This is a genomic window from Micromonospora sp. BQ32, from assembly GCF_059358895.1.
The window spans coordinates 442756-469586 of sequence record NZ_JCADBI010000004.1; the positions used below are offsets into that span (position 1 = coordinate 442756).

Here is a 26831-nt window from a genome sequence, read left to right on the forward strand (position 1 = left end):
GGATGTGGCGTCAACTCGGTCGCCTACCCGTACTGCTGTTGATGAAGAGCAATGTGGGTGCCTCGACGTCTGGCCTCCAGAAAAGAGGGCTCTGAGATGACAGGGCACCCGTGAGCGAATCCTTCGTGGTGTTGGTAGTCGTTGTCGATAGATGTCTCCACGTTGTGATCTCTCCGTGACCTGCCAGCGTGCCCCCTGCGAGTGAGGGCCAGACTGGCCGCCGTGGCCCGGACGGCTTCCTGACCAACATCAGCCGTCGCCGCTGTCCACGCGATCGAGGTGCCGTTGGCCGACCCCGCCGGTCGCGGCGAGTGGTAGTTCCGGTTTTCGGTATCGCGCACCCGGACGGTTGGTGCACCGGGCAACGGGTCGATCTGTACCGGCCTCACAACGGGGAGTCGGCAGCTCGGGAGAGGGTACGGCGGAGGTGATGCCCCGACGACGCATAATGGTCCGACCGGCAGCGAGGCGACGTGTCGGAAGCGGCAGGCCGGCGGCGGCCGAAATCACGGGAGGATGGCGGCCACGGTGAACCAGGCGATGCCGAATGTAACCCGAAACACCCGACAGCGGGCAGAGGTGCTGGCGCTGTTGCGCGAGGTGGAGGGCTTCCACTCGGCGCAGCAACTGCACCAGATGCTGCTGGCGCGCAAGGCGGGGGTCGGCCTGACCACCGTCTATCGGACGTTGCAGCTGCTGGTGGATGCCGGTGAGATCGACTCGACGCGGCTGCCGGGCGGCGAACAACTGTTTCGCCGTTGCAGCCAGAGCAAACACCACCACCACCTGGTGTGCCGACACTGCGGGCGCACGGTCGAGGTGGCCGGACCGGCCGTGGAGCGGTGGGCCGACCAGGTCGCCGCGCAGCACGGTTTCAGCGACGTCGGCCACACCTTGGAGATCTTCGGCACCTGTGCCGAGTGCGTGCGCTGAGCTGTCAGGCGCCAGACCCGGTCGTGCCGGGTGGCGCCTGCCAGCTGCGGCGCTGGTCGGTCCGGTTGACCGGCACCCCGATGGTCACGTGCCCTGCGGCCCGCGGCGGGCGTACTTCTGGCGGAACTTCTCGACCCGGCCTGCGGTGTCGAGCAGGCGCTGTTTGCCGGTCCAGAAGGGGTGACTGGCTGACGAGATCTGCACGTCGATGACGGGGTAGGTGTTGCCGTCGGTCCACTCGATCCGCTGGTCGCTGCTGGCGGTGGAGCGGGTGAGGAAGGCGAAGTCGGCGCCCTTGTCGCGGTAGACGACGGGCCGGTAGTCGGGGTGGATTCCGGGCTTCATGCGGGTTGCGCTCCTTCGGTGTCGGTGTCGGTGTCGGTGTCGGTGTCTGCCAGTTCCTCCACCCCGAGGGGGAAGCAGCCGGCGAACGGGTCGGGGTAGGTGCGCCAGGTTTCTTCGCCGTCGGCGAGTTCGGCGTCGGTGAGCAGACAGCGGGCGAGGGTGCGGTGCAGCTCGACGGGGTCGACGTCGAGGCCGATGAAGACCAGGTGCTGGTGGCGGTCGCCGTAGTAGAGGTCCCACTCCATGGCGGCGGCGAGGCGGCGTTGGTCTTCGACGTGTTCCCAGCGATCCTCGGGCAGGCTCACCAGCCAGTGCCCGAGCGAGCCCATGGCCAGACCGCCGCCGGCGAACTCCCAGGCCACCACCGTGTCGGGTTGGCTGGCCAGCCAGAGGTGGCCTCGGGAGCGGATCATCTCGGCGTTGACCTGCTCCAGGACGTCGTGCAGGCGTTGCGGGTGGAACGGGCGGCGAGCGCGGAAGACGGCGGAGACCACACCGCAGTCGGATTCCGGCTCGTGGGTGCCCAGCGTGTAGCCCTGCAGACCGCGGGCGAGCAGCCCGGGGGTCTCTGGCCGGTGCCGGTGGGTGTGGCGCAGCTGGCGGGTCAGGGTGCTGGCGTCGACGAGGTCACCGTCGACGCGGATGTGAAACGCCCACGGCGCCATCCGCTGCAGCAGGACCGACAGCCGACTGGTGTCGAAGGCGCCTTCTCGGGACTGGCCCCAGAGCAGCAGGGTGTCGGCGTACTCGATCTGGCGGACCACGACGTCGGCGAGCGCGCGGTCGTCGTTCTCCGCGGCCTGGATGCCGAGTGTGGTGAGGTCGTCGGTGCTGGCGAGTCCGTCGAGGAGGTGTTCGGCGTCGAGGACGGTGACGTAGGAGTCGACGCGGATGAGGGCGGTGATCGGTGCGCCGTCGACGAGGCAGTGGGCGCAGGCGGCGGCGACCGCCTCTGGTTCCACCACTTCGGGCAGCATCAGCACCAGGTCCTGGCCGGGGTAGGTGCGGGCGAGTCGGACGAGGGTGGGCAGCACATCTTCGCGCAGCGTGCAGGAGGCGCAGCCGTGCCTCAGGTTGACCTGCTCGTCCTCGATGATGCCTGCGCCGGAGCGAACCACCCGGCGTACGACGCCGTCGCGGATCCCGGTGAGGTCGTGCCGCACCAGCAGCAGTGACTCGTCGGCGGCGAGCAGCGCCCGGGCGGCGGCGAAGGTCGCCGCTGGCCAGAACCCGGACAGCACGGTCAACGACGGGCGGGTGTCCGCGTCCGTTGTGACGACGTGGGTCGGGGCCTGTGGTGACGACGACATCGCACTCCTCTCAGCGCTAACTGAAAACGATTGTCATTCTAAACACACCACGGCTGGCGAGGCGAATGGCGGTCCGACGGGGCGCGCCTGACCGCCGATCGGGGTCGTTGGCGGCAACCCGGGGTGGGTCTGGCCGAACGGATGATGTAAAACTGAAAACCGTTGTCGTTATCGTTCAGTCAGCAAGGAGCGTTCACTGTGTCCCGACGTTGTGACGTCACCGGCGCGAAGCCGAGCTTCGGCAACGCCGTGTCCCACTCCCACCGGCGCACCCGCCGACGGTGGAACCCGAACCTGCAGAACCACCGCTACTGGCTGCCGTCGCAACGGCGATGGGTCAGCCTCACCCTGACCACGAAGGCGCTGAAAACCGTGGACCGCAAGGGCATCGAGAAGGTCGTCGCCGAGCTGCGCGCCCGAGGGGTGACGCTCTGATGGCCCGCCAGACCGACGCGCGACCGATCGTGCGGCTGCGCAGCACCGCCGGCACCGGCTACACCTACGTCACCCGCAAGAACCGTCGCAACGACCCGGACCGGCTGGTCCTGCGCAAGTACGACCCGGTCGTACGCCGGCACGTCGAGTTCCGCGAGGCCCGCTGATGGCCAAGAAAAGCCTGGTCAATCGGCAGGCGCGCCGTGAGGAACTGGTAGCCCGGCACGCCGAGGGGCGGGCGGCGCTGAAGCGCACGGTCGCCCATCCCGACACCGACCCGGACGTACGCGCCGAGGCGGTGCGCCGGCTCAGCCGGCTGCCGCGGGATTCCAGCCCGGTGCGGCTGCGCTCGCGCGACCAGATCGACGGGCGTCCGCGCGGGGTGCTCTCCCGATTCGGGTTGTCCCGGGTGCGCTTCCGCGAGCTGGCCCTACGTGGCGAGCTGCCCGGGGTGCGCAAGGCGTCCTGGTGACGTCACCACATGGACCACCGTGCGCACGTGTGCGCGGTGCTGAAAGGGGAGGTATGAATGCGATTCTGAGGGCTCGCGGTTTCGCGGCCCTGGTTGCCGGGGCGGTGGTGGTCGCCGGCACGGTGCTGGCGCCGACCGCTGCGTCGGCGGCCGAGAAGGTGGTGTTGTCCAAGGGGCACACCGATGCGGTCGACGTGCACTACGAGGATGGTGCGCTGTCGTTGAAGGTGCACGACGACACGGTCAGCCCTGCGGTGACGCGGGACCCGGCGGACGTGACGTTCCAGGTTATGCCGCAGGCGGCGATGGCCGTTCCGGACGATCCTCGGTTCGCCTTCCTCGGGCCGGCGGGTAGCCAGGTCTGGTTGCTGCCGTTGACCCAGGACCCGGATCTGCTCTGGCCGGGTTGGAACACCACGACGCTCGGCTCGGGGATGTTCGAGGGGAACAAGGTGCGGCTGAGCCTGGTCGACGTGCAGGGGCCGGGCGCCGTCACGCTGTTCACACAGGACTCGTTCGGCGGTCCGATCATCAAGTTCCGCTCCGACGACGGCCTGCCCGACGCCGTCGACGTGCCGGTGCACACGCACGCGCACTCGAACTGGGCGTTCGGCGCGCTGGGCAGCTACACGCTGACGTTCCAGGCCGACGCGACGTTGACCAACGGCACGACGGTCAGCACCGGGCCGGTCGACTACTCGTTCGTCGTCGGCGAGCTGTCCGGCGGCGGGCCGCAGGTCAGCCTGTCGGTCAGCGGCATGGCCGACGGGTACCAGCCCAACGACACGGTGACGCTCAACGCGGTGCAGACGCCGCAGACCGAGCTGGACCACTACCACTGGTTCAGCAGGTGCCCCGGTACGGACGACTGGAGCATCATCGCGGGTGAGGCGGGTGCGAGCTACTCGTTCACGGCCACCCGGGAGCTGAACGCCTGCGAGTACGTGGTGAAGCTGTACGGCGACGCCCACGAGGTGGTGGCGACCAGCGAACCGGTGGCCCTCTGGGTGGCGTTCCCGCCGGAGGAGCCGGGCACCTCGCAGACGATCACCGCGTCGATCGACGAGACGCAGGGTTCTCTGGTGATCAGCGTCAACCCGGACGACCGTGCCGTGGTGCTGCCGCCCGCGCAGCTCGGTGCGGGTGGTGACCGGTGGGAGAGCAACGGTGAGCTCCGCCCGGTCACGGTGACCGACACCCGCGCCGGCCGACCGGGATGGAGTGCCTCCGGGCAGATCCCGACGGACTTCGCCGGGCCGGACGGTGCGACGTTCAGCTCCGGCTACCTCGGCTGGAGCCCTCGGGTGATCACCCAGGGCTCCGGGCAGGGTGTCGTCGCCGGTCCGCAGGTTGCGCCGTACGTCGTCGGAGCCGGCGGTGGCCTGGGCAACAGCGCGGTGCTGGGAGCGGCGCCGGGCGGTGCCGGGCGCGGCACGGCGCAACTGGGCGCGGGTCTGCGGCTGAGCCTGCCCACCGAGACGGCCGCGGGCACCTATGCCGCGACCCTCACCCTCACCGCGATCTGATCGCCCGAACCCGTCCCGCGGCCCGGCGCTGAACCGGGTCACCGGACGGTCGCGGGGTGGGCGGGCCGTTGCCGCGACCCGCCCACCCCGCCTCACCCCTCTCGTTCAGGAACGGAATCCATCCCCGCCATGCGTCTGCTCGCCGCCATCGCCACCGGCATCGTCCTGCTCGGCGCGGCCCCGGCACCGCCCACGCCGTCGCCTCCTGCGCCGTCCGCGGTGACGTGGGGAGTGGCGCCGTCGAGTGCGAAGGGCCCGAACGGCCGGCCCGCGTTCACCTACAAGCTCGACCCCGGTGCCACCCTGACCGACTACGTCGCGGTCACCAACCACTCGGCGCGCCCGCTGACCCTGAACCTCTACGCCAGCGACGCGTTCACCACCGCGCAGGGCGGGTTCGACCTGCTGGCCGGTGGTCAGAAGCCCACCGACGTCGGCGCCTGGGTCCGCTTCACCGGCGGCACCGTGACCATCCCGTCCACGTCCCGCCTGGACATCCCGTTCACGCTGACGGTGCCGGGCAACGCCACGCCCGGGGACCACGCCGGGGGAATCGTCGCCTCGCTCGCCGACACGACGGCGGACGCGCAGGGCAACCAGGTCGCCGTCGACCACCGCGTCGGCGCGCGGATCTACCTGCGGGTGTCCGGCGAGCTGCAACCGGCGCTGACCGTCGAGGACCTTCGGGTACGGCACACCGGCTCGCTCAACCCCCTGGCCGGTGGCACGCTCACCGCCACCGTCACCGTCCGCAACACCGGCAATGTCCGGCTCACCGGGCAGCCCACGCTCGCCGCGTCCGGCCCGTTCGGCCTCGGCCGGCGCTCGGTCGACGCGGCGGCGCTGCCGGAGATCCTGCCCGGCGGCGAACTGACCACCACCGTACGCATGACCGGCGTGCCACCACTGTTCCGGCTGACCGCGAGCGCCGCCGTGACGCCTGCCGCCGTGGGCGACCAGGTCCTCGACCCGCCGCCGGCGGTCGACACGGCCAGGGTCGTCGTCTGGGCGGTGCCCTGGCCCCAGCTGCTTCTCCTGGCCCTGCTCGCCTTCGTCGGCTGGGCGCTGGTCGCCGCCCGCCGGCGGCGGGCCCGACAGATCGCCCAGGCGGTAGCCGCCGCCCGGGAGGAGGGTCGTGCCGAGGCCAGCCGGGAGACCGCGATCCCTGCCGAGATCGGTGCGAGCTCGCAGCCCAGCGGTGGCAGCGGGCCGCCGGATCAACCGGTGCCGGACGCCGGCCGTCGCGAACCGGGCCACCACAACCGGCAGCCGGACATCGACCGCACGGTGCAGGACGAGCGATGACACGGCCCTGCCGGACCGGGAGTGCCGCGCCGGCCCTCTCGATCGCATCGGACGGCGTCAACGCCGCGAGTCACGTCGTCACGGCGCGGCACGACGTCGATGAACTACTACGAATCCGTCTGGGGAGCAGGCAATGAGGATGAGAACCATGCGCGCCGGCGCCGCCGGTCTTGCGCTGGCCGTACTGGCGTTGGCCGTTGGGGGTGTGCCGGCGGCGGCGGAACCGGCCGCGGTCAGCGCGGCCGGCGCGGACCTGGTGTCCGTCGCCCTGAACGGTGACGCGATGTCGCTGCGGCTGCGTGACGCCGCGCAGGTGTCCCGCGACGCGGCCGGACACGACCCGGCCGAGGTGGTGCTCGGCCCGGATGGCGGGCTGGCCGGCCGAGTGCCGGCAGGGAAGAGCTTCGCCTTCCTTGGTTCGCCGGGGCGTCCCGTGTGGTCGCTGTCCGCCGGCGACAGCGGGTTTCCCGCGCTGGACACCACCGAGGTACGCCCCGGCGTCGTCACCGACGACACGGTGGCCCTCACCGTGCGCTCGGTCGAGGGGCCGGGAACGTTCACCGCGTACACCCTGTCCGGACTCGGCACGGCGACCTTGCTCTTCGGCAGCGGCCCTGGCGTGGCGCGGACGGTGCAGGTGCCGGTGGCGACACGGACCGGCGGCGTGGTCTGGGCCTTCGACGCGGCCGGTGACTACCGGTTGACCCTGGCCGGCTCGGCCACCCTGCGCTCCGGCGACAAGGTCGGCGCCGAGGCGACGTACCGGGTGCGGGTCCCCGCGATCAGCCCGGTCGAGCAGGCGCCACTACCGGCCCCGGCCAAGCCGGCGACGCGTCCCGACGGGCAGTCGGCAGCGCGCGCACCCGCCGTACCCCCGGCTGCGCCGAAGCTCGTCGCTACGCCGAAGCCCGCCGCAGCCGCACCGGCGGCCCCGAAGGCGGCGGCCACCACCGCTGCGGGCGCCCGCCAGGTGATTGCCGACGGGCACGTCGACATGGGCCCCCAACTGTCCGGGGACACGTGGACGATCCGGATCAAGGACGACCGGACCAGCCCTCCCGTCTGGCGGGAAACCGCTGACGTGGTCCTGCGGGTCAAGGACAACGCGAAGATCACGGTGCCGGCCGGCGCCGACTTCCTCGGCAAGCAGGGCGACGCCGTGTGGCTGCTGCCGCAGTCCCAGCAGGCGGGCATCGTTTGGCCTGGCTGGAACACCCAGCACGAGTCCGTCGTCTCGGGGGTCAAGGGCAATGTCACGTGGACGCTGAAGGGCGTCAACGGGCCCGGCCGGTTCGCCCTCTTCCTGACCGGCTCGTTCGGCAAGGCCGACGTGTTGTTCGACTCTGCCAAGGCGTTCCCGCAGCAACTGAGCCTCCCGCTGAACACCCACGCGCACGGCAACTGGGCGTTCAGCAAGCCCGGCCTGTACCGCCTCGCCGTGCAGATGAATGGCACCACCAGCGCCGGCAAGGCGGTCACCGACACGAAGACGCTCACCATCGCCGTCGGCGACAGCACCGACCCGAACAGCGGCTTCGGCTCCGGCGGTAACACCGGGGGTGAGAGGGACAACGATGGGGGAGACCAGGGCGGTGCTGGCCGTCTCCCGCGTACCGGCACCGGTTGGGTGCTGACGGCCGGCGCGGCCGGTGTGGTTCTCGTCGCGGTCGGGGTGCTGCTGGTGCTGCTGACCCGCCGCCGCCGCGCCGGCCTCGCAACGGCAGACGCATGAGTCCGCTGGTCGTGCCACGGCTGCGGCAGGCGGTCCTGCCGCTGCTGATCGTGGGGTTGATCGGCGGCTGCCGGTCGGAGGTGGCGTTGACCGCCAACGACGGCCGGGTCCAGGTCATCACGACCACCGGCATCCTGCGGGACCTGGTGAGCAACGTCGGCGGTGAGCGGGTGGCCGTCAGTTCCTTGGTGCCGGACAGCGCCGACCCGCACAGCTACGAGCCGTCGCTGCGGGACGTGCGGGATGTCGTCTACGCCGACGTCGCGTTCAGCAACTACCTGCTTTTGGAGGAGCAGGCCGTCATCAAGGCGCTGGATGCGAACCTGCGCGACGGCGTACCGAACATCTCGCTGGCCGAGGGCGCGGTGAAGTACGCCGCGGAGATCATCCCGCTGGTCGAGGACGTGTCGCTGGACACCCTCTGGCTGGGTATGCGGGTACGCGGCACCGGCGCGGCGCAGGGCGCGAACCGCTCCTCCGACGTGCTGCTCACCGCGACCGCCGTGGACGGGCCGGGTCGGGCACTGGCGTACCTGACCGAGTCGTTCGGCAACCCGTCGTTCTACGTCGACTCGGGCGACGGGTTCGACGCCGCCAACGGGTACCGGGACGACACGGCCACGCTGCCACCCGACGCGCACACGCACATGAGCTGGGCGTTCACCAAGCCCGGGGTCTACCGGCTGACCATGCGGGCGCATTTGGCGGTGACCCCCGAGACCGCACCCGTGCCCTTGGGGGAGCAGGTGTTCACCTTCGCCGTCGGGGTGGACCCGCACTCGGTGCCCGGCAAGGCGGGCGCGCAGGTGCTGAACTCCGGCCACGCCGATGTCACCGTCGACCTCGACGAGCGGCGGCTCTACCTGTTCGCCGACCCGGAGGGCAGCGGCGAGGCCAACCAGCGGGTGTACGACCCGGCCAGCACCGTGATCGAGGTGCCGAACAGGGCGCTGCTGGAGGTGCCCGGTGACCGCCGGTTCCGGTTCCTCGGACGGCCCGGCACCCAGGTCTACCAGCTTCCGCAGGCGGTGCTCGGCAAGCACGTGCACGGCGAGATCGATCCGCACCTGTGGCAGAACGTCCGCAACGCCATCTCCTACGTGGAGCTGATCCGGGACACCCTGATCGGCGTCGACCCGCAGGGCGCGACGGACTACCGCAGGAACGCCTCGGCCTACATCCGGGAACTGGAGACGCTCGACACCCAGGTCCGGGACACCATCGCCCGCATTCCGCCGTCACGCCGGCACCTGGTCAGCACCCATGACGCGTTCGGCTACCTGGGCCAGGCGTACGGGGTCCAGATCTCCGGGTTCGTCACCCCGAACCCCGCCACCGAGCCGAGCCTCGCCGACCGCCGCCGGCTCACCGAGACGATCCGCAACCTGAAGATCCCCGCCGTCTTCCTGGAACCCAACCTGGCGGCCCGATCCACCACCCTCACCGAGGTGGCCCGCGAGGAAGGGCTGCGGATCTGCGCGATCTACGGCGACACCTTCGACCGGGACGTCACCAGCTACACGGACATGATGCGGTTCAACGCCGAATCGCTGCACGACTGCCTGACGGACGAGTGATGGAGGAGCCAGTGACGGCAGGACGGGCGCGACGACGCCCCCGCACGACCAGCGCCATCCTGCGATGCGCGGTAACCACGCTGATCGTGCTGGCCACGACGCAGACCCCGGCCCGTGCCGAGGAGCCGACACCGGGCCTCGGCCAGTCGATCGCCGCCGATCAGCCCCTGGCCACCGGCCGGGCGGAACTCGCCAGCGGGCACGTCGACATCGGCCCCCGCTACGTCGACGACCAGTGGACGCTGCTGATCCACGACGGCACGCAGGCGCGTCCGGTGTGGCGCAACCCCAACGAGGCCCTGCTGCGGGTCTCCGACGCCGCGTTGCAGACCGTTCCCGACGACCCGGCGTACGCCTTCCTCGGCGTCGACGCCGGCAAGCGGGTGTACGTGGTGCCGCAGACCCAGAACCAGAACGTCGTCTGGCTCGGGTGGAACACCCAGGACCCCCGGGTGATGCAGACCATCGACCGGGGCGTCACCCTGACCCTGCTCGGCGTACGTGGACCGGGAAACCTCACGACATACCTGCAGTCGGGCAACTTCGCCGCACCCCAGCCACTGTGGCGCTCCGCCGACTCCGCCGCGCAGCCGTTCTGGGCCGAGGTCAACACCCACACCCACGCCAACTGGGTGTTCACCGCACCCGGCGTCTACCTGGTCGCGGTCCGGGCGTCGGCCGACCTGATCAGCGGTGAGACGGTTTCGGCGACCCGCACGCTGCGCTTCGCCGTGGGTGACACCACCAGTGCCGACGAGGCGTTCGCCGTCGCCACGGACATCCCCGCGGCAGCCGGGCAGGCACCGACCGACGAGGACCGGGCCGCAGACGACGAGCCTGCCGGCACGTCCACGACGCTGCTCATCGCGCTGGTCGGCGCGGCCGTCCTGCTCGCCGTCGGACTGGTCCTCCTGCTGCTGCGCGGACGCGGCGCGAAGCGCCGGGCCGAACAGGAACGCGCCGCCGCACGGTCGGAGGACCAGCGGTGAGAGCACTCGACATCGACGGGTTGGACGTGGACCTCGGCGGCCGGCCGGTCCTGCGCGATATCCGGCTGCACCTGGACCGAGGTGAACTGGTCGGGTTGCTCGGGCCCAACGGCGCCGGGAAGACCACTTTGCTCCGCGCCATCCTGGCGCTGACCCGCACCCGGGGCGGCACCGTGACGGTGGAGGGCAGGCCGTCGCGGCCCGGCCGTTCCGGAATCGGCTACGTCCCCCAGCGCCACGAGTTCACCTGGGACTTCCCCATCTCGGTCGAACAGGCCGTGATGAGCGGCCGGACCGGCCGCGTCGGCCTGCTGCGCCGACCGGGTGTCGCCGACTGGCGGGCGGTCGGCGACGCACTGGACCGCGTACAGCTGACCGGGTTGCGCCGGCGGCCGGTCGGTGAGCTGTCCGGTGGGCAACGTCAACGTGTCCTGGTCGCGCGAGCCCTCGCGCTCGCGCCGCGCATCTTGCTGCTGGACGAGCCGTTCACGGGACTCGACATGCCCACGCAGGAACTGCTGGGTGACCTGTTCACCAGCCTGGCGGCAGAGGACCGGGCGGTGCTGATGACCACTCACGATCTCGTCGCGGCGGTGGACTCCTGCACCCGGCTGGTCCTGCTCAACGGTCGGATCATCGCTGACGGGCAGCCGGCGGACCTGCAGGACGCCGAGCTGTGGACGACGACCTTCGGGGTGAGCGCGACCTCCCCGCTGCTGAAGCTCGTGGGGGCAACCTGATGTCGATCACCGATTTCCTCACCGACCTGCTCAACCCTGACCTCGCGTTCCTGCCCAAGGCGCTGGCGATCGCGGTCATGTCCAGCATCGTCTGCGGCGTCGTCGGCTGCTATGTCGTCCTGCGGGGCATGGCGTTCATCGGTGATGCCGTGGCGCACGCGGTCTTCCCGGGCATCGCGGTCGCCTTCGTCCTACAGGGCAGCCTGGTGCTCGGTGGCGCCGTCGCCGGTGTCGCCACCGCCCTGCTGATCGCGATCTTCTCGCAGAATCGGCGGGTCAAGGAGGATTCGATCATCGGTGTGTTCCTGGTCGGCGCGTTCGCCCTGGGTATCGTGATCATCTCGCAGGCCCCCGGGTACGCCGGTTCGCTGCAGCAGTTCCTCTTCGGCTCGATCACCGGTATCCCGGACCGGGACCTGTACGTCGTCGGGGGCGCCGGCCTGGTCATCCTGGGTCTGGTGCTCGCCCTGCACAAGGAGTTCGTCGCGGTCTGCCTGGACCGGGAGATGTCGCGGGCCATGGGGCTGTCGGTCTTCTGGCTCGACATCGTGCTCTACGTCCTGGTCACGCTGGCCGTGGTGATCTCCTTACAGACCATCGGCAACATCCTCGTCCTGGCCCTGCTGATCACCCCCGCGGCGGCAGCCCGTCTGCTCACCGACCGGCTCGGCGTGATGATGCTGCTCGCCCCGCTGATCGGCGGCGTCTCGGCGACCGTCGGGCTGTACCTGTCCTGGAGCTACGACACACCGGTCGGCGGCACCATCGTCCTGGTCGCCACCGCGGTCTTCCTGGCCGCCTGGCTGTTCGCCCCGCGCCACGGCCTCCTGACCCGACGGTGGCGACGCCCCGGCGGGCGCGAACTCGGCGATGACGCGCATCCGAGCCCTCGTCCAGCCCTATCGCCGGCAAAATAAAACGACTATCGTTTCCATTAAGCGACGGTCCACCCGGGACCGTCGCGGGAGAGGAGTCTCTTCGTGCGTAGCACCATCCGTCATCTGCTGGCGTCGGGTGTCCTGGGCGTGGCCTTGGTCGCCACGGCCCTGCCTGCCCAGGCCGCCACCACGTCTGCCGTGGTGTTCACCACCGGCCACCTCGACCTCGTCGACGTGGCCTACGAGGCCGGCACGCTGGAGGTCGGCATCCATGACGAGGACAACGACATCGAGTACGGCGCCGACGAGGTCAAGCTGGTCGTCAAGCGACAAGCCACGGTCACCGTCCCCGCCGACCCCGCCTACGCCTTCCTCGGCACCCCGGGCGTGTCCAAGGTCTGGGTCCTGCCGCAGATTCAGAACACCAACCTGATCTGGCCGGGCATCGCCACCGAGGAGATCGAAGCCGGCATCTTCGCGGGCGACACACTGACGCTGTCGGTGCAGTCGGTCACCGGCCCCGGCCAGCTCGCGATCTACACCGAGAACGCCGTCGGCCAGCCAACCATCCTGGCTGACAGCGGCGACGGTCTCCCGGACGCCATCACGGTGACCGCGGGCGACCACACGCACGCCAACTGGGCGTTCGACAAGGCCGGCGCCTACTACGTGGCGGTGCGCGCCACCGGCACCCTGGCCGCCACCGGCCAGCAGGTGACCTCCGCCCCCGCCACGCTGCGCATCACGGTCAGGGCGTGAACGCCATGCGTACCCGCAACCGGTTCTTCGCCGGTCTCCTCCTGACCGGCGCACTGCTCGCCGGCACCGCTACGCCCGTCGCCGCGGCGCCGGTGGTGCTCTCCAGCGGTCATGTCGACGTGATCGACGTCGACTACGCCGCCGGTGCGCTCACCGTCAACGTCCTGGACGGCACCGGCGCCACCAGCGTCGAACGCAACCCCGCCGACGTGCTCTTCCGGGTGCCGAACACCGCCAAAATCACCGTGCCCGGTGGCTCGGCCTGGTCCTTCCTCGGCACCGGCGGTCAGGCATGGGTCCTGCCGCAGTCCAGCACCGCCGGACTGCTCTGGGCCGGGTGGAACACCGCCGAGGTGCCCAGCGGCATCCTCCAGAACAACCGGGTCACCTTCAAGCTCACCAGCGTCTCCGGCCCCGCGGGCTTCAGCATCTACACCGTCTCCGGCGGCACCCCCACCGTGCTCTTCGACAGCGGGAACGGCCTGCCCGACAGCCTCAACGTCAACTACAACACCCATGCCCACGCCAACTGGGGCTTCGACGCCGCCGGCACCTACGCCGTCACCTTCGAAGTCACCGGCAAACTCGCCTCCAGCGGCGCCACCGTCAGCTCTGGCGCCAAGACCTTCACCTTCGAGGTCCTTGCCTGACCCGTCCCCCCGCAGCTGATCTGCCAACCCATTGTCCATATCCGCCCCGGTAGGACGCGTGCGCCGCGGCGGATCCGATCGGCGCGGCGCCTACTTCTCGTAGGCGCCGCGCCGAGAAGTGCCACCAGTTCCGACCTCCGCCGGCAGGGCGTGGCGGATCGAGATCGCCGACGGCAGGACAGCGAGACCTGCCCCCGGGGCCACCAGAGGGGATCGCCGGCATCTGCGCGGCCTGCGCCGAAGGCTGAACCGCCGCTGCGGTATCACCGACCGCGAGTGTCCAGCGTGCCCCGATGCGGTGGGGCAGGACAATGGCTTCGCGTGGTGGTCGTCGGGTCTGCTGGATTGTCGACGCAGGCATTGACGAGCATCGCCACATATGCGCACTCGTATATGTGGCGGCGAGGTTGTCCAGTCGCTCGTCTGCCGCCTCTTGGCGGGCGTCGGAACATCGGTTACGTTGAAGCAGGCCGTCGTCACAAAGGGTTTCCGGCGAGAGAGGTGGCGGCGCCCGTGGCGCCACGACTCACCCGAGGAGTCGCATTGCCCCTTTATCTGGCCCCGCAAATCGATCCGACACTGCGGTCGGCGCTCGACGAAACCGTCCTGCTGACACAATTAGCCGACGCGTTGGGATCTCCACTCGGCGTGATTCTGCCACAGCAATTAACGGCCAACGTCTCCGCGTTCCGTTCGGTCTTTTTCGACCACCGCCTCTCCGGTCAGATCTATTACGCGCACAAGGCCAACCGATCCAGCGCCCTGGTGCGTGAGCTCGCCGCCACGGACGCGGGCATCGACGTGGCGTCGCTGGCCGAGCTGCAGCACGCGCTCGGTGCCGGCTTCGTGCCGCAACGGATCATGGCCACCGGGCCGAAGAACGAGGAGTTCCTCTGGCTGTGCGCGCGCACCGGAGTCACCGTCGGCGCTGATTCGCTCGGCGAGTTGGCGGCGCTCGCCACGCTGGTCAGGGACTGGTCGTTGCCACGCGTACGCGTGATGGCACGCCTGTCGGGCTTCACCTCGACAGGCGTGCAGCTCGGCAGTCGCCGCAGCCGCTTCGGGGTGTCGGCCGCCGCGGCGAGCGAGGTCCTCGACGTGGTCGAGAAACACGCCGACGCCCTGGACCTGGTCGGAGTGGCGTTCCACCTCGACACGATCGGGCTGCCGGAAAAGGCTGTCGCGTTGGAGGGCTGCCTCGGCGCGCTCGACGAGTGCCGCCGACGCGGGCTGCGGCCATGGTCAGTGGACATTGGCGGTGGGTTCGGCGTGAACTACCTCGCTGACGGCGCGCAGTGGGAGCAGTACACCTCCGCCTTGACCGAGGCGGTGCTCGGCCGGCGGGCGCCACTGACCTGGAACGGGCACGGTTACGGGTTGCGCGCCGAGGGTGGCCACGTTCGGGGTGCGCTGCACCTGTACCCCGCTCACCGGCCCGTTGCCGGGCCCGCGTACCTCGATCGGTTGCTGCGAACAACCGCGCCCGAGCAGCGCCGCCCGCTCGGCACACTGCTGTTGGACAACATGTACGACCTGCACGTCGAGCCGGGTCGGGCCCTGCTCGACCAGTGCGGCCTGGTCCTGGCCAGCGTTCTCGAGGTACGCGACGACACCAACGGCGACACGATCGTGCGCCTGGACTGCAACGCACGCGATGTCAGCCTTGAGGAACACGGAGTCCTGATGGACCCGGTCGTCGTGCACCGGACGACCCCGGCCGGTCCCGGGCCTGTGGGGGTGTACCTGTTCGGCAACCTCTGTCTCGAAGCGGATCTCATCACCCGACGCAAGGTCTTCCTGCCGTCTCGACCCCGCCCCGGCGACCTGCTGGCTTTCGTCAACACCGCCGGCTACCTCATGGACTTCAGCGCCACACACGCTCTGCACCAGCCGATCGGCCGCAAGGTCGCGCTGTACCGCGACGACGGCGCGTGGCGATGGTGCCTCGACGAGCAGTACTGGCCCGTTCACCATCGCGCGGAGGCACCATGAGGTTCGAGAGCATGACCGAGGCCATCGGCAACACCCCGCTGGTGCGCATCGACCCCGCGGTACACGGCCTGCGCAACATCGACCTGTACGCCAAGATGGAGCTGCTCAACCCGTTCGGCTCCCTGAAGGACCGCGCCGCGTGGAACATGGCCCGACCCCTGCTCACCCAGGCCATGGAGCGCGGCGACACCGTCGTCGAGTTGTCGAGCGGCAACACGGCCAAGGCTCTCGCCGTCATCGCCGGGATGCACGGGCTCACCTTCAAGAGCGTCACCAACCGCATGAAGGTCGCCGAGATCAAGGACCTGTTGCTGCTGCTCGGCGCGGAAATCGACGAGCTGCCCGGCCAGGCCGAATGCCTCGACCCCACCGACGCCGACGACCCGCTGACCAGGATGTACCACCGGCTCGCCGGATCGGGCGGCGGCTACCTGCACACCGATCAGTACTTCAACGAACTCAACGTCGACGCGCACCTGAACGGCACCGGCCCGGAGATCGTGAAGGACCTCGACGGCCGGGCCCCGGACTACTTCATCGCCTGCGTCGGAACGGCCGGCTCCTCCACCGGCGTGGCGGCCGCGCTGCGCCAGCACAATCCCGACGTGCGCGTCGTCGGGCTGGTGGCGCACAAGTCCGACTTCATCCCGGGGATCCGCACCATCGACGAGGTGCACGAGGTCGGGCTCTTCGACCCCGGTGTCTACGACACGGTGGAGACGATCACCGCCGACGACGCCATCGATGGTCTGCTGACTCTCGTACGCCGATGCGGCACGCTCGCCGGGCCGACCGGTGGCGGCGCCTACCAGGGCGCCGTACGCCACCTGCGCGCCGTCGACGCGCAGCTCACCGCACGCCGTACGGCGGTCTTCATCGTCTGTGACCGGGTCGAGAGCTACATGAGCTATCTGCGGGAGCGGCGCCCCGAGCTGTTCGGTCGGCCGCCACGGCGCAACTCCGTCCGCACGGTGACCGACGCGGAGGTGAGGCAGGCGGCCACCGTGGATGTCGCGCAAGCCGAGCGGTGGATCGCCGAGCTCCGAGGGCTGGTGGTCGACCTGCGCAGCCCGTTCGCGTACCAGGCGCTGCACATCGACGGCTCGATCAACATCGTCGACGAGCTCTTCGCCGAGCTGCTGCACGGTGGGTTGCCGTTCGGTCGTCGCCAGCCGGTGCTGCTGGTCTGCCCGGTGGGGGAGAAGTCCGCCCGCTACGCCGCTCTGCTGACCCGGATGGGTCATCCGGACGTGCGCTCGCTCGACGGCGGGATCATCGCCTGGCGTGACGCCGGCGCCGAGCTCGTGCGCGACTGACATGGATGTTCTCGACGAGCTGCGCCCGTGGCAGGAGACGTTGCGCGCCCAGTTTCCGCTCATCACCGCCAACCCCGACGTGGCGTACCTGGACAGCGCCGCCACCTCGCAGAAGCCGCAGGTGGTCCTCGACGCCGTCCTGACCTATCTGACGACGGGTAACGCCAACGCCGCCCGGGGCACGTACCCGTGGGCGAACCGGACCACCACCCGCATCGAGCAGGCCCGCGACCGGCTGCGCCGCTTCCTCGACGATCCGGCGCCGCATCGTTCGGGTGTGCACTTCGTCAGCGGCACCACCGAGGGTCTGCGGGCCATCGCCCGCGACTGGCTCGCCCCGCAGCTGCGCGACGGCGACGAGATCATCGTGCCGTTCGCCGATCATGCCGCCAACAACGCACCCTGGCTGGAAATTGCCGAGCTGCTGCGTCGCCAGGGCATGTCCATCGGCGTACGGGCCATGCCCTACGACGCCGCCCACGACTACGACACCGGCCGGCTCGCGGCGATGATCAGCGATCGGACCCGCCTGATCGCCGCGACCCACGTGCACCACGTCTACGGCAACGACATGAATGTGCACCGGTTGCGCGAGGTGGCCGGACCGGACGTCCCGATCTGTCTCGACGCCGCGCAGGGCGTGGGGCACCTGCCGCTGTCGACCTCGGCGACCGACGTCGACTTCGTGGTGTTCTCCGGGCACAAGGCGATGGCGCTGCCGGGCACCGGCGCGATCTGGGCGCGCAATCAGCGCGGTCCGACGTACGCCCCGGCCGGCTGGAACGGCTCACCCAACACCAGTGGCATCATCAGCCTGGTCGCCGCGCTGGACTGGCTCGACGCCGCCGGCCTGGACCGCGTCGCCCGGTGGAACACCGCGCTCGGCGCGCGACTCACCGACGGGTTGCGCACGCTGCCCAACGTTGAGGTGCTGGGCTGTCAGAGCAGCCTGGCCGCCAGCGCTCCGGTGCAGCAGCGCCAGGGCATCGTGGCCTTCCGCCACGGTCTGATCGGCTCGAACGACCTCGGGTTCATCCTGGCCGCGCACGGACTTCTGGTCCGCGCGGACGGTCACTGCCAGGGTGACCAGGGCGAGAAGACGGCATCCGTACGGGTGAGCACGCACGTCTACAACACCGCCGAGGAGGTGGACCGGCTCCTGTCGGTCCTGGCGGAGCTCGACCGCGACTGACCGACACGCACCGCGATATACCGGTTCCTCCGTCTCGGATCGCCTATCCTGTCGGAAATGGCTTCCGTTATCGTGTGGCTTTCCCGTCCGTGCGTCGTCCCGGAGTTCACCCATGGCAACGACCGCCCGCGCGCCCGGCGCCGTGCTCGACCGCCCGCAGGCCGCCCGGTGGCGTGACAGTTGGGCTCAGGTGATGGGGGGATTTGTGCCGCACCTCGCCAGCCTGGAGGAGACGCTGTGCCGTGTCGCCGAGGCTGTTCGTGGTCGGGAGCCCGGCCGGGTGCTTGATCTGGGTGGCGGACCGGGGCTGCTCGCCGAGCGGATGGCTCGGCGGTGGTCCAACGCTGCGGTCACCCTGATGGACGTCGATCCCGTGCTGCTCGCGCTGGCGCGTGGCGCCCTGGCCGGTGAGGTGCGGGCGCTGGAGGGTGACCTGTCGACGCCGGGCTGGGTGGACCGCGCCGGTGGCGGCTACGACCTGGTCACGGTGGTCATGACCCTGCACTACCTGCCACCGGCTCAGGTGCGGGCGTTCTACGACGACGCCCGTCGTTGCCTGGCACCCGGCGGGCTGCTCATTGTCGCGGACCTCATGCCCGAGGAGGGACTCCCGTCGCTGATGGGCGCCTTGAACCCGGCCCCGGACGAAGCTGCCGCGGAGCTGGCCTGGGCGCAGTGGTGGAACGACATCGGGGAGATGGACCTGCTGCGCCCCCTGCTCGCGCAGCGGGCGGCGATCTTCGAGAACCGCCTGCCGGCCGACTTCACCGCTCCGGGCTCCTGGCATGCGACCGCCGCCCGTGAGGCCGGATTCGGCGAGGCCGGGATCCTCTGGCGATGTGGCAGGCACGCGGCGTTGGCGGCCATGGCCTGAGGGTCGACCGCCCGGTCTGCGAACGCTGCGGGGACGACACATGCACGTGTGGTCATCTCGCTATTAGACGATACTTAGCGAAAACGATTACCGTTCCGGATCTCAGGAATGGAGTGTTTTCGTGAAGCATGGACAACGCACGATCATCGCCGCGGCGACCGCCGCCGCGCTGGTTCTTCTGGGCGGCTGCGGCTCGGGTGGCGACACCGCCGAGGGCGGTAGCAACGCCTCGTCCGGCACCACGCTCGCCGTGGTCGCCACCACCCCCGAGGTGGCCGACTTCGTCCGCACCATCGGCGGCAGCGACGTCACCGTCACGCAGATCATCAAGCCGAACGTGGACCCGCACGACTACGAGCCCACCCCGGCCGACATCCAGGCGATCGGCACAGCCGCCATCGTCGTCAAGAACGGTGTCGGCCTTGAGGAGTGGCTCGACCAGACCATCGAGTCGGCCGGCTTCACGGGCACCGTCGTCGACTCCAGTCAGGGCGTCACCCTGCGCGAGGGCGGCCACGAGGAGGGCGAGGACGGCCACGAGGAGGGCGAGAGCGGGCACGAGGCCGAGGAGCACGACCCGCACATCTGGCACAACCCGCTGAACGCCAAGACGATGGTCGCCAACATCGAGAAGGGCCTCGCCGCGGCCGACCCCGCGCACGCCGCCGCCTTCGCCGGCAATCTGAAGAACTACACGGCCGAACTCGACAGGCTCGACGCCGACAACGAGGCCGCCTTCGCCCGGATCCCTGCCGATCAGCGCAAGCTCGTGACCAACCACGACGCCTTCGGCTACTACGTCGACCGGTACAAGCTGCAGTTCGTCGGCTCGGTCATCCCCAGCCTCGACACCTCCGCCGAGCTGAGCGCGAAGCAGCTCAACGACCTCGTGGCGAAGATCAAGGCGACGGGTACGAAGGCCATCTTCGCGGAGACGTCACTGCCACCCAAGAGCGCCGAGGCGATCGCCAACCAGGCCGGCGTCAAGGTCATCGGCGGTGAGGACGCCCTCTACGGCGACAGCATCGGCGCCGAAGGCACCCCGCAGGGCACCTACCTCGGTGCGGAGCGGCACAACACCCAGGTCATCGTCACGGCTCTGGGCGGCTGACATGGACGATGTCGCGGTGGCCGACGCCGCCCTTCGCTACACCGAGGTGAGCGTCGGCTACCACGGCACGCCCGTGCTCACCGACGTCAACCTCGACCTGACCCCCGGGCAGCGCCTGGCCCTGATCGGGCCCAACGGCGCCGGCAAGTCCACGTTGATCAAGTCGATCCTCGGCCTGGTGCCGGTCCTCGCCGGCACGTCCACCGTGCTCGGGCGTACGCCGGCCCAGGCCCGAATCCTCACCGGATACGTTCCCCAGACCGACTCCCTCGATGCCGACTTCCCCGTGACCGCGGGCCAGGTCGTCATGATGGGCCGCTACCGACGCATCGGTTGGTGGCGCCCCACCCGCAGCGCCGACCGTCGGGCCGTCCACGAGGCGCTCGACCGCCTCGGCCTCGTCGATCACGCGAGGACCCACTTCGGCGTGCTCTCCGGTGGTCAACGCCAGCGGGTGCTGCTCGCCCGCGCCATCGCCGCCGAGCCCCGGCTGCTGCTGCTCGACGAGCCGTTCAACGGCGTCGACGCGGTGAGCCAGGAAGCCATCCTGTCCGTCCTGCGCGACCTCAGCGCGGTCGGGACCACCCTGGTGCTGAGCACCCACGACCTGACGGTCGCGCATGAACTCGCCGACACGGTCTGCGTGCTCAACGGCCGGCAGTGGGCGGTCGGCCCGCCCGATGCGACGTTGACGGCCGATACGCTGCGCCGCGCGTACGGCGGACACGCCATCGAGTTGAGAGACGGCCGGACAGTGCTGGTGGAGCCGTGATCGAGCCGTTCACCGTACCGTTCATGGGGCGCGCCCTGGCCGAGCTCGCGCTGCTCGCCCTCATCTGCGGGCCGGTCAGTGTCTTCGTCTTCGCCCGCCGCCTGTCGTTCGTCTCCGACGCGTTGACGCACACCGTGTTCCCCGGCGTCGTCATCGGGTTCCTGGCCGGTGGTATCGAGGGCATCGTCGTCGGGGCGCTGGTCGCCGGCGTCGTGACCGCGGTGGTGCTGACCCTGCTCAGCCGGGGCGGGGCGCTGTCCGACGATGCCTCCACCGCCGTGGTGCTCACCGCCATGTTCTCCATCGGCGTGGTGCTCGTGTCGCGGCGCTCCTCGTACACCTCGGATCTGACGTCGTTCCTCTTCGGGCGGATCCTGACGGTGACGCCGCGTCAGATCGCGGAGACCGCGGTGCTGGCGGTCGTCATCCTCGGGCTGCTGCTGATCAGCGCCCGCGCTCTGATCTTCCGGACCTTCGACCCGGCCGGAGCGGCCGCCGCCGGCTTCCGGATCGCCTGGCTCGATCTGTTACTCAACATCATCGTCGCGCTCGTCGTCGTCGCCGCGGTGCGCGCCGTCGGCACCATCCTCGTGGTGGCGCTGCTCATCGTGCCGGCCGCGGCCGCCCGCCTGCTCACCACACGCCTGTCACTGATGGCGGTGGTCGGCACCGGTCTCATCCTCATCGCCGCATACGGCGGGCTGCTGGCCAGCTGGACCGCATCGGTGGACTACGGCATCTCCCTGACCTCGGCCTGCGCCGTCGTCCTGCTGCTCGTGCTCGCCTACCTGCTGCTGCTTCCGCTGGGAGCGCTGCGGTCGAGGCGCAACCACGGGCGGATCGCCCCCGACGCAAGGAGATCGCCGCATGAACTGGTGGGATGACGCGCTGCACCGGGCCACGGCCGAGGTGCTGCTCGCCGGTGCGCTCGCCGGACTCGTCGGCGTTCACGTCGTGCTGCGCCGACTGTCCTTCTTCACCATGGCACTGACCCACGCCACGTTCCCCGGGGTGGTGGCAGCCTCCATCATCGGTGTCAACATCGTCGTCGGCGGCGTGGTCGCGGGCGCGGTCGTGGCGTTGGGCGTCGCCGCGCTCAGCCGCCGCCGAAGCCAGAACACGGCCGCGGCGACCGGCGTCATGCTCTCCGGTGGCTTCGCGCTCGGCGCCGGGCTCGTCGCCACCCAGAACGGCTTCAGCCGGGACCTGACCTCGTTCCTCGTCGGATCGATCCTCACCGTCAGCCCGCAGGACCTCGTGACCACCGCGGTGGCGCTCGTCGTCGTCGGGGCCGTCCTGCTGGCCTGCGCCCGTCCACTGCGCTACACCGGCTTCGACCGGGCCGGCGCGCAGGCGGCCGGCTTCGCCACCGGAGTCTGGGACGTCGTGCTGCTGCTCGCCATCCAGGTGGCGGTCGTGACGATCGTCCCGGCCATCGGCACGATCCTCGCCCTCGCCCTCATCGTGGCGCCGGCAGCGGCGGCGCGTCAGTGGTCGCAGCGGCTGAGCATCATCACCGCCCTGGCCGTCACGTTCGGCGCTCTCAGCGGGCTCGGTGGCCTGTACGCGTCGAGCCGCTGGGACGTCGCCGCCGGCGCGAGCATCACCCTGACCGCCACCGCGCTCCTGGCGCTGTCGACCGTGCTGTCCCGGCTGGTCAGATCCAGGCCCACGGCGACCGCCCGCCTGCGGGCGGTCGCGGCATGAGCACCGCACACCTCGACGAGACGCGGCCCGCCCTGGACCGCGCGGTTATCGTGCTGCGCGCCATGGCGTACGAGCACCGGATACGCATTCTCGTGCTGCTGCAGGACGGCGAACAGACGCCGGCCTCGCTGGCGGAGGCCATGTCCACGGACTCGACGATCATCGCCCGCCACCTGCGGTACCTCAAGGAGGCCCGGTTGATCCGGCGCAAGCGTCGCGGGCGGGAGGTCACCTACACGCTGCAGGGGGAGGCCACCAGGCGACTCATCGCGGAAGTGCTGCACCACGCCCAGCACTCGGCCTGACCATCGCGCGGGAGGTTCGACGTCCAGCCGCACCGGTGTGCGCTGCGCAGGGCGCCCGACAGCGGTACGGGTACGCGGGAACTTGGCGACCGGCAGCAAGGGGCCCGCGGCCGTCCGCCCGGTTCGCCATGGGATGCGTGTCCCGGTGGGAACCTCCTCGCCGGCCCTTCCCGTCACCGGGGCGGTGCCGTGAAGGAGAACGTCTTCTACGCGGATCTGCTGCTCCGTGACGGGTGCGGGTGTCGACTGCGCCTGCCGGTCCGGCAGGTCTACGGATAGTTCAGCCCTGCGTTAATTCAGTTGGTAATGTACTGTCAGGTCGTGGAGACGCTCACGCACGGGCAGGTCCTGGCCCGCTTCGGTCACGCCCTGTCCGACCCGGTCCGGGCCCGGCTCCTGCTCGCGCTGCGCGACGGCCCCGGTTATCCGGCAGACCTCGCCGACCTGCTGGGCACGAGCAGGCAGAACCTGTCCAACCATCTGGCGTGTCTGCGCGGCTGCGGCCTGGTCGTCGCCGTACCCGAGGGCCGCCGGTCGCGCTACGAACTCGCCGACGCGCGCCTCGCGCATGCTCTGGGGGATCTTCTCGGTCTCATCCTCGCGGTCGACCCGGCCGCCTGCCCGAGCGCCGAGGCCGAGGGCTGCTGCTGATGAGCCTGCCGCGCATCCCCCTGACCGCGGCACCGTCGCCGCCTCGACGGGCGGTGCTGGTCCGCCGGGTGCGGCTGTTCGTGGCCGCGACCATCACCTACAACCTCATCGAAGCGGCCGTGGCGATCAGCGCCGGGACGATCGCCTCGTCGACCGCGCTGATCGGCTTCGGCCTCGACTCGATCATCGAGGTCGCCTCGGCCGCCGCGGTGGCGTGGCAGTTCTCCGGCCCCGACCACGAACGCCGCGAACGCACCGCCCTGCGCGTCATCGCGATCTCGTTCTTCGCCCTCGCCGGCTACGTCGGCGTCGAGTCGGTACGCGCGCTGCTCGGCACCGACCGCCCCGAGCACTCCACGATCGGCCTGCTGCTCGCGGCCGTGTCGCTGGCGGTCATGCCGATCCTGTCCGCCGCGCAACGCCGCGCCGGCCGCGAACTCGGCTCAGCCTCCGCGGTCGCCGACTCGAAACAGACCCTGCTGTGCACCTACCTGTCCGCCGTCCTGCTCGTCGGCTTGGCCGTCAACTCGCTGTTCGGCTGGTGGTGGGCCGACCCGGCCGCCGCGCTGGTCATCGCCGCCGTCGCCGTCAAGGAGGGCCGTGGAGCCTGGCGAGGGGACACCTGCTGCGCTCCCACCCCAGCGCCACGAGACGCCATGGAAGCCGGCTGCACTGACTGTGCGGCTGGCCGGGGGTCGGCCTGTACGTGACGGGCTGATGGTTGACGGCAGTGGACGTGACCCCTGCTGGCTGGCTATGCGCCTTTGCGGCGACCGGTCCGTCTGCTGCCGCCAGCGCCCCGGTATGGCGGAAGGGGTTCGGCCTGCTCAGGAGGTTGATCGCCAGTTGGCGGCTGGCGTGTCTCAGCACAGTCCTTGGCGATCCGGCGCGTCGTGATGCTGAGCGGTGCTTCTTTGGTGGCGAAGTGCCGAACTGCGGTCCGCTGTCCTGCGCCGCTGACGATGCTGGGTGCACGTGGGTGACGTGCGGAGCATCGACACACCTGGACGGCTATACCCCCAGGGGGTATATTGGGGGTGAGGAGGCGATGAGGATGTCGCACGAGAACGAGCGCCACCGGATGCAGCCCCTGGATGAGACGGTGCCCCGGCACGGCGACCACGGTGATCATGCAAGCCGCCCCGGGGAGCGGGGCGGACAACCTGCACAGCCCGGCGCCCACGCCGGCCATGCCGGGCACGCTGGGCATGACAAGCACGCCGGGCACGACCCGGAGATGTTCCGGCGCAAGTTCTGGCTGAGCCTGGTCTTGACGGTGCCGATCGTGGTGACCAGTCACATGGTGATGGACTGGTTCGGCTATCGGCTGGACTTCCCGGGCGTCGACTGGGTGGGCCCGGCGCTGGGCACGGTGGTGTTCGTCTACGGCGGGTGGCCGTTCCTGCAGGGCGCGGTGCGGGAGGTCCGTGACCGGGCGCCGGGAATGATGCTGCTGATCGCGATGGCCATCACCGTCGCGTACGTGGCCTCGGCGGCGACCGCGCTGGGCGCGTTCGACCTGGACTTCTGGTGGGAACTGGCGGCTCTGGTCACGATCATGCTGCTCGGGCACTGGCAGGAGATGAAGGCCATCGGTCAGGCCCAGGGCGCCCTGTCGGCTCTGGCCGCGTTGCTGCCCGACGACGCCGAACGCCTCGGCGGTGACGGGCAGCCCGAACGGGTGCGGGTCGGCGACCTACGCGTCGGCGACGTGGTCCTGGTGCGCCCCGGTGGGCGGGTGCCGGCCGACGGGCGCATCACCGACGGCCGCGCGGAGCTCGACGAGTCGATGATCACCGGCGAGTCCCGACCGGTCGGCCGCGAACGCGGCGACCGGGTGGTGGCGGGCACGGTGGCCACCGACGCGGCCATCCGGGTGCGCGTCGAGGCCGTCGGCGAGGACACCGCCCTGGCCGGCATCCAACGCCTCGTCGCCCAGGCCCAGCAGTCCAGCGGCAGGGCGCAGGTCCTCGCTGACCGGTTCGCGGCCTGGCTGTTCTACATCGCCACCGCCACCGCCACGGCGACGCTGGCGATCTGGACGCTGATCGGCAACCTCGACGAGGCCGTCGTCCGCACCGTCACGGTGCTGGTGATCGCCTGCCCGCACGCGCTGGGCCTGGCCATCCCGCTGGTGATCGCCCTGTCGACCGCAGTGGCCGCGAAGGGCGGCATCCTGGTCAAGGACCGCCTCGCCCTGGAGCGGATGCGCACCATCGACACGGTGCTGTTCGACAAGACCGGCACCCTGACCCGCGGCGCGCACGTCGTCGCCGGTGTCGCCGCCACCGGCGGCATCAGCGAGACCGACGTGCTGGCCGTCGCGGCGGCGGTGGAGGCCGACAGCGAACACCCCCTCGCACGGGCCATCGTCACCGCCGCCGCCCAGCAGGGCGCCCGGCGCACCGCGACCGGTTTCCGGTCGCTGACCGGTCGCGGGGTGCGCGCCGACGTCGACGGCGTCAGCTACGCCGTCGGCGGACCCGCCCTGCTGCGCGAACTCGACGCCTCCGCGCCCGCCGACCTCGACGCGCACCGGGCCGAGTGGTCCCGGCGGGGAGCGGCGGTACTGCACCTGCTGCGTCTCGACGGCGAACAGGCAGCCGTCATCGGCGCCCTCGCCCTCGAGGACCAGGTCCGTCCGGAGGCCCGGCAGGCAATCAGCGAGCTGCGTCAGCAGGGCATCCGCAAGATCGTCATGATGACCGGGGACGCGCGGTCGGTGGCCGAGGCGGTCGCCGCCGACCTGGGCTTCCGACCCGGCGAGGACGAGGTGTTCGCCGAGGTGTTGCCCGCCGACAAGGACGAGGCGGTCGGTGAGCTGCAACGCCGGGGACTGCGGGTGGCAATGGTGGGTGACGGCGTGAACGACGCTCCCGCGCTGGCCCGCGCCGACGTCGGCATCGCCATCGGCGCCGGCACCGACGTGGCGATCGAATCCGCGGGTGTCGTGCTCGCCTCCTCCGACCCGCGCGGGGTCACCGGAGTCATCCGGCTCTCGCGCGCCTCCTACCGCAAGATGATCCAAAATCTGGCCTGGGCCGCCGGCTACAACGTCGTCGCCCTGCCTCTGGCCGCCGGGGCTCTGGCCTGGGCCGGAGTAAGCCTGAGCCCTGCGGTCGCCGCGGTGCTGATGTCCGCCTCGACCATCGTGGTGGCGCTCAACGCCCAACTGCTGCGCCGCGTGCAGCTGCGCCACCCGGATGCCTGATCGGCATCGCGGTTTCGCCGCTCAGGTGAATCGGGGTTCAGCCGTTGGA

The 26831-nt window shown here is 70.5% G+C and carries 27 protein-coding genes; 25 read left to right on the forward strand and 2 right to left on the reverse strand.

Features of this window, described 5'->3' with window-relative positions:
* The first annotated feature begins 516 nt into the window (after positions 1–516).
* Positions 517–933 carry a Fur family transcriptional regulator gene (locus AC5L30_RS11555; protein WP_494867053.1) on the forward strand — a complete coding sequence of 139 codons (417 nt, stop codon included), beginning with the start codon at positions 517–519 and terminating at the stop codon, positions 931–933.
* 84 nt (positions 934–1017) lie between these two features.
* On the opposite strand, the gene AC5L30_RS11560 is transcribed toward AC5L30_RS11555, so the two are convergent.
* Complete coding sequence (locus tag AC5L30_RS11560; RefSeq protein WP_494867054.1) at positions 1018–1278, reverse strand: type B 50S ribosomal protein L31; 261 nt, start codon at positions 1276–1278, stop codon at positions 1018–1020.
* On the reverse strand, positions 1275–2588 hold the full coding sequence (locus AC5L30_RS11565; protein ID WP_494867055.1) for a CobW family GTP-binding protein: 1314 nt from the start codon (positions 2586–2588) through the stop codon (positions 1275–1277). The genes AC5L30_RS11560 and AC5L30_RS11565 overlap by 4 nt, the downstream gene beginning before the upstream one ends.
* 198 nt (positions 2589–2786) lie before the next feature.
* Here AC5L30_RS11565 and rpmB point away from each other — a divergent pair, with 198 nt between their 5' ends.
* From rpmB to AC5L30_RS11685, 24 genes are all read left to right on the forward strand, one after another.
* Positions 2787–3023, forward strand: a complete 237-nt coding sequence (gene rpmB, locus AC5L30_RS11570; protein WP_494867056.1) for a 50S ribosomal protein L28 — start codon at positions 2787–2789, stop codon at positions 3021–3023.
* The gene (rpmG, locus tag AC5L30_RS11575; protein ID WP_494867057.1) at positions 3023–3190 is read left to right on the forward strand and encodes a 50S ribosomal protein L33; all 168 of its coding nucleotides are present in this window, start codon (positions 3023–3025) and stop codon (positions 3188–3190) included. The genes rpmB and rpmG overlap by 1 nt, the downstream gene beginning before the upstream one ends.
* Positions 3190–3495 (forward strand): 30S ribosomal protein S14, encoded by a 306-nt coding sequence (rpsN, locus tag AC5L30_RS11580; RefSeq protein ID WP_494867058.1) that lies wholly within the window; start codon positions 3190–3192, stop codon positions 3493–3495. The genes rpmG and rpsN overlap by 1 nt, the downstream gene beginning before the upstream one ends.
* 53 nt (positions 3496–3548) lie before the next feature.
* A complete protein-coding gene (locus AC5L30_RS11585; RefSeq protein ID WP_494867059.1) occupies positions 3549–5021 on the forward strand; it encodes a choice-of-anchor M domain-containing protein in 1473 nt (490 codons plus the stop codon).
* A 129-nt stretch (positions 5022–5150) separates the two neighbouring features.
* Positions 5151–6326, forward strand: a complete 1176-nt coding sequence (locus AC5L30_RS11590) for a WxL protein peptidoglycan domain-containing protein (protein WP_494867061.1) — start codon at positions 5151–5153, stop codon at positions 6324–6326.
* Between the two features lie 133 nt (positions 6327–6459).
* Positions 6460–8058: a TIGR03773 family transporter-associated surface protein gene (locus tag AC5L30_RS11595; protein WP_494867062.1), complete on the forward strand. Its 1599-nt coding sequence runs from the start codon at positions 6460–6462 to the stop codon at positions 8056–8058.
* Positions 8055–9635, forward strand: coding sequence for an anchored repeat ABC transporter, substrate-binding protein (locus AC5L30_RS11600; protein WP_494867064.1), 1581 nt, complete (start codon positions 8055–8057; stop codon positions 9633–9635). Before AC5L30_RS11595 ends, AC5L30_RS11600 begins: the two co-directional genes overlap by 4 nt.
* 11 nt (positions 9636–9646) lie before the next feature.
* Positions 9647–10624 carry a choice-of-anchor M domain-containing protein gene (locus tag AC5L30_RS11605; RefSeq protein ID WP_494867066.1) on the forward strand — a complete coding sequence of 326 codons (978 nt, stop codon included), beginning with the start codon at positions 9647–9649 and terminating at the stop codon, positions 10622–10624.
* Between the two features lie 26 nt (positions 10625–10650).
* Entirely contained in the window at positions 10651–11364 is a 714-nt protein-coding gene (locus AC5L30_RS11610; protein WP_494867208.1) for an anchored repeat-type ABC transporter ATP-binding subunit, read from the forward strand.
* A complete protein-coding gene (locus AC5L30_RS11615; RefSeq protein ID WP_494867068.1) occupies positions 11364–12281 on the forward strand; it encodes an anchored repeat-type ABC transporter permease subunit in 918 nt (305 codons plus the stop codon). The genes AC5L30_RS11610 and AC5L30_RS11615 overlap by 1 nt, the downstream gene beginning before the upstream one ends.
* Positions 12282–12344: 63 nt before the next feature.
* Positions 12345–13001, forward strand: a complete 657-nt coding sequence (locus tag AC5L30_RS11620) for a choice-of-anchor M domain-containing protein (RefSeq protein WP_494867069.1) — start codon at positions 12345–12347, stop codon at positions 12999–13001.
* Positions 12998–13651: a choice-of-anchor M domain-containing protein gene (locus AC5L30_RS11625; RefSeq protein WP_494867070.1), complete on the forward strand. Its 654-nt coding sequence runs from the start codon at positions 12998–13000 to the stop codon at positions 13649–13651. Before AC5L30_RS11620 ends, AC5L30_RS11625 begins: the two co-directional genes overlap by 4 nt.
* A 543-nt stretch (positions 13652–14194) precedes the next feature.
* On the forward strand, positions 14195–15643 hold the full coding sequence (locus tag AC5L30_RS11630; RefSeq protein WP_494867071.1) for a type III PLP-dependent enzyme domain-containing protein: 1449 nt from the start codon (positions 14195–14197) through the stop codon (positions 15641–15643).
* Positions 15640–16959, forward strand: a complete 1320-nt coding sequence (locus AC5L30_RS11635) for a pyridoxal-phosphate dependent enzyme (RefSeq protein ID WP_494867072.1) — start codon at positions 15640–15642, stop codon at positions 16957–16959. The genes AC5L30_RS11630 and AC5L30_RS11635 overlap by 4 nt, the downstream gene beginning before the upstream one ends.
* Before the next feature lies 1 nt (position 16960).
* The gene (locus AC5L30_RS11640) at positions 16961–18151 is read left to right on the forward strand and encodes an aminotransferase class V-fold PLP-dependent enzyme (RefSeq protein ID WP_494867074.1); all 1191 of its coding nucleotides are present in this window, start codon (positions 16961–16963) and stop codon (positions 18149–18151) included.
* Positions 18152–18263: 112 nt separating this feature from the next.
* Entirely contained in the window at positions 18264–19025 is a 762-nt protein-coding gene (locus AC5L30_RS11645; RefSeq protein ID WP_494867075.1) for a methyltransferase domain-containing protein, read from the forward strand.
* Positions 19026–19146: 121 nt separating this feature from the next.
* Positions 19147–20136, forward strand: a complete 990-nt coding sequence (locus AC5L30_RS11650; protein ID WP_494867076.1) for a metal ABC transporter substrate-binding protein — start codon at positions 19147–19149, stop codon at positions 20134–20136.
* 1 nt (position 20137) lies between these two features.
* Entirely contained in the window at positions 20138–20908 is a 771-nt protein-coding gene (locus AC5L30_RS11655) for a metal ABC transporter ATP-binding protein (protein WP_494867077.1), read from the forward strand.
* Positions 20905–21792 (forward strand): metal ABC transporter permease, encoded by an 888-nt coding sequence (locus tag AC5L30_RS11660; protein ID WP_494867079.1) that lies wholly within the window; start codon positions 20905–20907, stop codon positions 21790–21792. Before AC5L30_RS11655 ends, AC5L30_RS11660 begins: the two co-directional genes overlap by 4 nt.
* Complete coding sequence (locus AC5L30_RS11665; protein WP_494867080.1) at positions 21776–22615, forward strand: metal ABC transporter permease; 840 nt, start codon at positions 21776–21778, stop codon at positions 22613–22615. The genes AC5L30_RS11660 and AC5L30_RS11665 overlap by 17 nt, the downstream gene beginning before the upstream one ends.
* On the forward strand, positions 22612–22920 hold the full coding sequence (locus AC5L30_RS11670) for an ArsR/SmtB family transcription factor (protein WP_494867081.1): 309 nt from the start codon (positions 22612–22614) through the stop codon (positions 22918–22920). The genes AC5L30_RS11665 and AC5L30_RS11670 overlap by 4 nt, the downstream gene beginning before the upstream one ends.
* Positions 22921–23226: 306 nt before the next feature.
* Entirely contained in the window at positions 23227–23571 is a 345-nt protein-coding gene (locus AC5L30_RS11675) for an ArsR/SmtB family transcription factor (protein WP_494867083.1), read from the forward strand.
* Positions 23571–24281 (forward strand): cation efflux transmembrane domain-containing protein, encoded by a 711-nt coding sequence (locus tag AC5L30_RS11680; protein ID WP_494867085.1) that lies wholly within the window; start codon positions 23571–23573, stop codon positions 24279–24281. The genes AC5L30_RS11675 and AC5L30_RS11680 overlap by 1 nt, the downstream gene beginning before the upstream one ends.
* A gap of 344 nt (positions 24282–24625) precedes the next feature.
* Complete coding sequence (locus tag AC5L30_RS11685) at positions 24626–26782, forward strand: heavy metal translocating P-type ATPase (RefSeq protein WP_494867086.1); 2157 nt, start codon at positions 24626–24628, stop codon at positions 26780–26782.
* Positions 26783–26831: the final 49 nt, after the last annotated feature.

Coding starts and splice junctions, on each gene's coding strand:
- AC5L30_RS11555 (WP_494867053.1), top strand. CDS start 517: ATGGCGGCCACGGTGAACCAGGCGATGCCGAATGTAACCCGAAACACC.
- AC5L30_RS11560 (WP_494867054.1), bottom strand. CDS start 1,278: ATGAAGCCCGGAATCCACCCCGACTACCGGCCCGTCGTCTACCGCGAC.
- AC5L30_RS11565 (WP_494867055.1), bottom strand. CDS start 2,588: ATGTCGTCGTCACCACAGGCCCCGACCCACGTCGTCACAACGGACGCG.
- rpmG (WP_494867057.1), top strand. CDS start 3,023: ATGGCCCGCCAGACCGACGCGCGACCGATCGTGCGGCTGCGCAGCACC.
- rpsN (WP_494867058.1), top strand. CDS start 3,190: ATGGCCAAGAAAAGCCTGGTCAATCGGCAGGCGCGCCGTGAGGAACTG.
- AC5L30_RS11585 (WP_494867059.1), top strand. CDS start 3,549: ATGAATGCGATTCTGAGGGCTCGCGGTTTCGCGGCCCTGGTTGCCGGG.
- AC5L30_RS11590 (WP_494867061.1), top strand. CDS start 5,151: ATGCGTCTGCTCGCCGCCATCGCCACCGGCATCGTCCTGCTCGGCGCG.
- AC5L30_RS11595 (WP_494867062.1), top strand. CDS start 6,460: ATGAGGATGAGAACCATGCGCGCCGGCGCCGCCGGTCTTGCGCTGGCC.
- AC5L30_RS11600 (WP_494867064.1), top strand. CDS start 8,055: ATGAGTCCGCTGGTCGTGCCACGGCTGCGGCAGGCGGTCCTGCCGCTG.
- AC5L30_RS11615 (WP_494867068.1), top strand. CDS start 11,364: ATGTCGATCACCGATTTCCTCACCGACCTGCTCAACCCTGACCTCGCG.
- AC5L30_RS11635 (WP_494867072.1), top strand. CDS start 15,640: ATGAGGTTCGAGAGCATGACCGAGGCCATCGGCAACACCCCGCTGGTG.
- AC5L30_RS11640 (WP_494867074.1), top strand. CDS start 16,961: ATGGATGTTCTCGACGAGCTGCGCCCGTGGCAGGAGACGTTGCGCGCC.
- AC5L30_RS11645 (WP_494867075.1), top strand. CDS start 18,264: ATGGCAACGACCGCCCGCGCGCCCGGCGCCGTGCTCGACCGCCCGCAG.
- AC5L30_RS11655 (WP_494867077.1), top strand. CDS start 20,138: ATGGACGATGTCGCGGTGGCCGACGCCGCCCTTCGCTACACCGAGGTG.
- AC5L30_RS11665 (WP_494867080.1), top strand. CDS start 21,776: ATGAACTGGTGGGATGACGCGCTGCACCGGGCCACGGCCGAGGTGCTG.
- AC5L30_RS11670 (WP_494867081.1), top strand. CDS start 22,612: ATGAGCACCGCACACCTCGACGAGACGCGGCCCGCCCTGGACCGCGCG.
- AC5L30_RS11675 (WP_494867083.1), top strand. CDS start 23,227: ATGTACTGTCAGGTCGTGGAGACGCTCACGCACGGGCAGGTCCTGGCC.
- AC5L30_RS11680 (WP_494867085.1), top strand. CDS start 23,571: ATGAGCCTGCCGCGCATCCCCCTGACCGCGGCACCGTCGCCGCCTCGA.
- AC5L30_RS11685 (WP_494867086.1), top strand. CDS start 24,626: ATGTCGCACGAGAACGAGCGCCACCGGATGCAGCCCCTGGATGAGACG.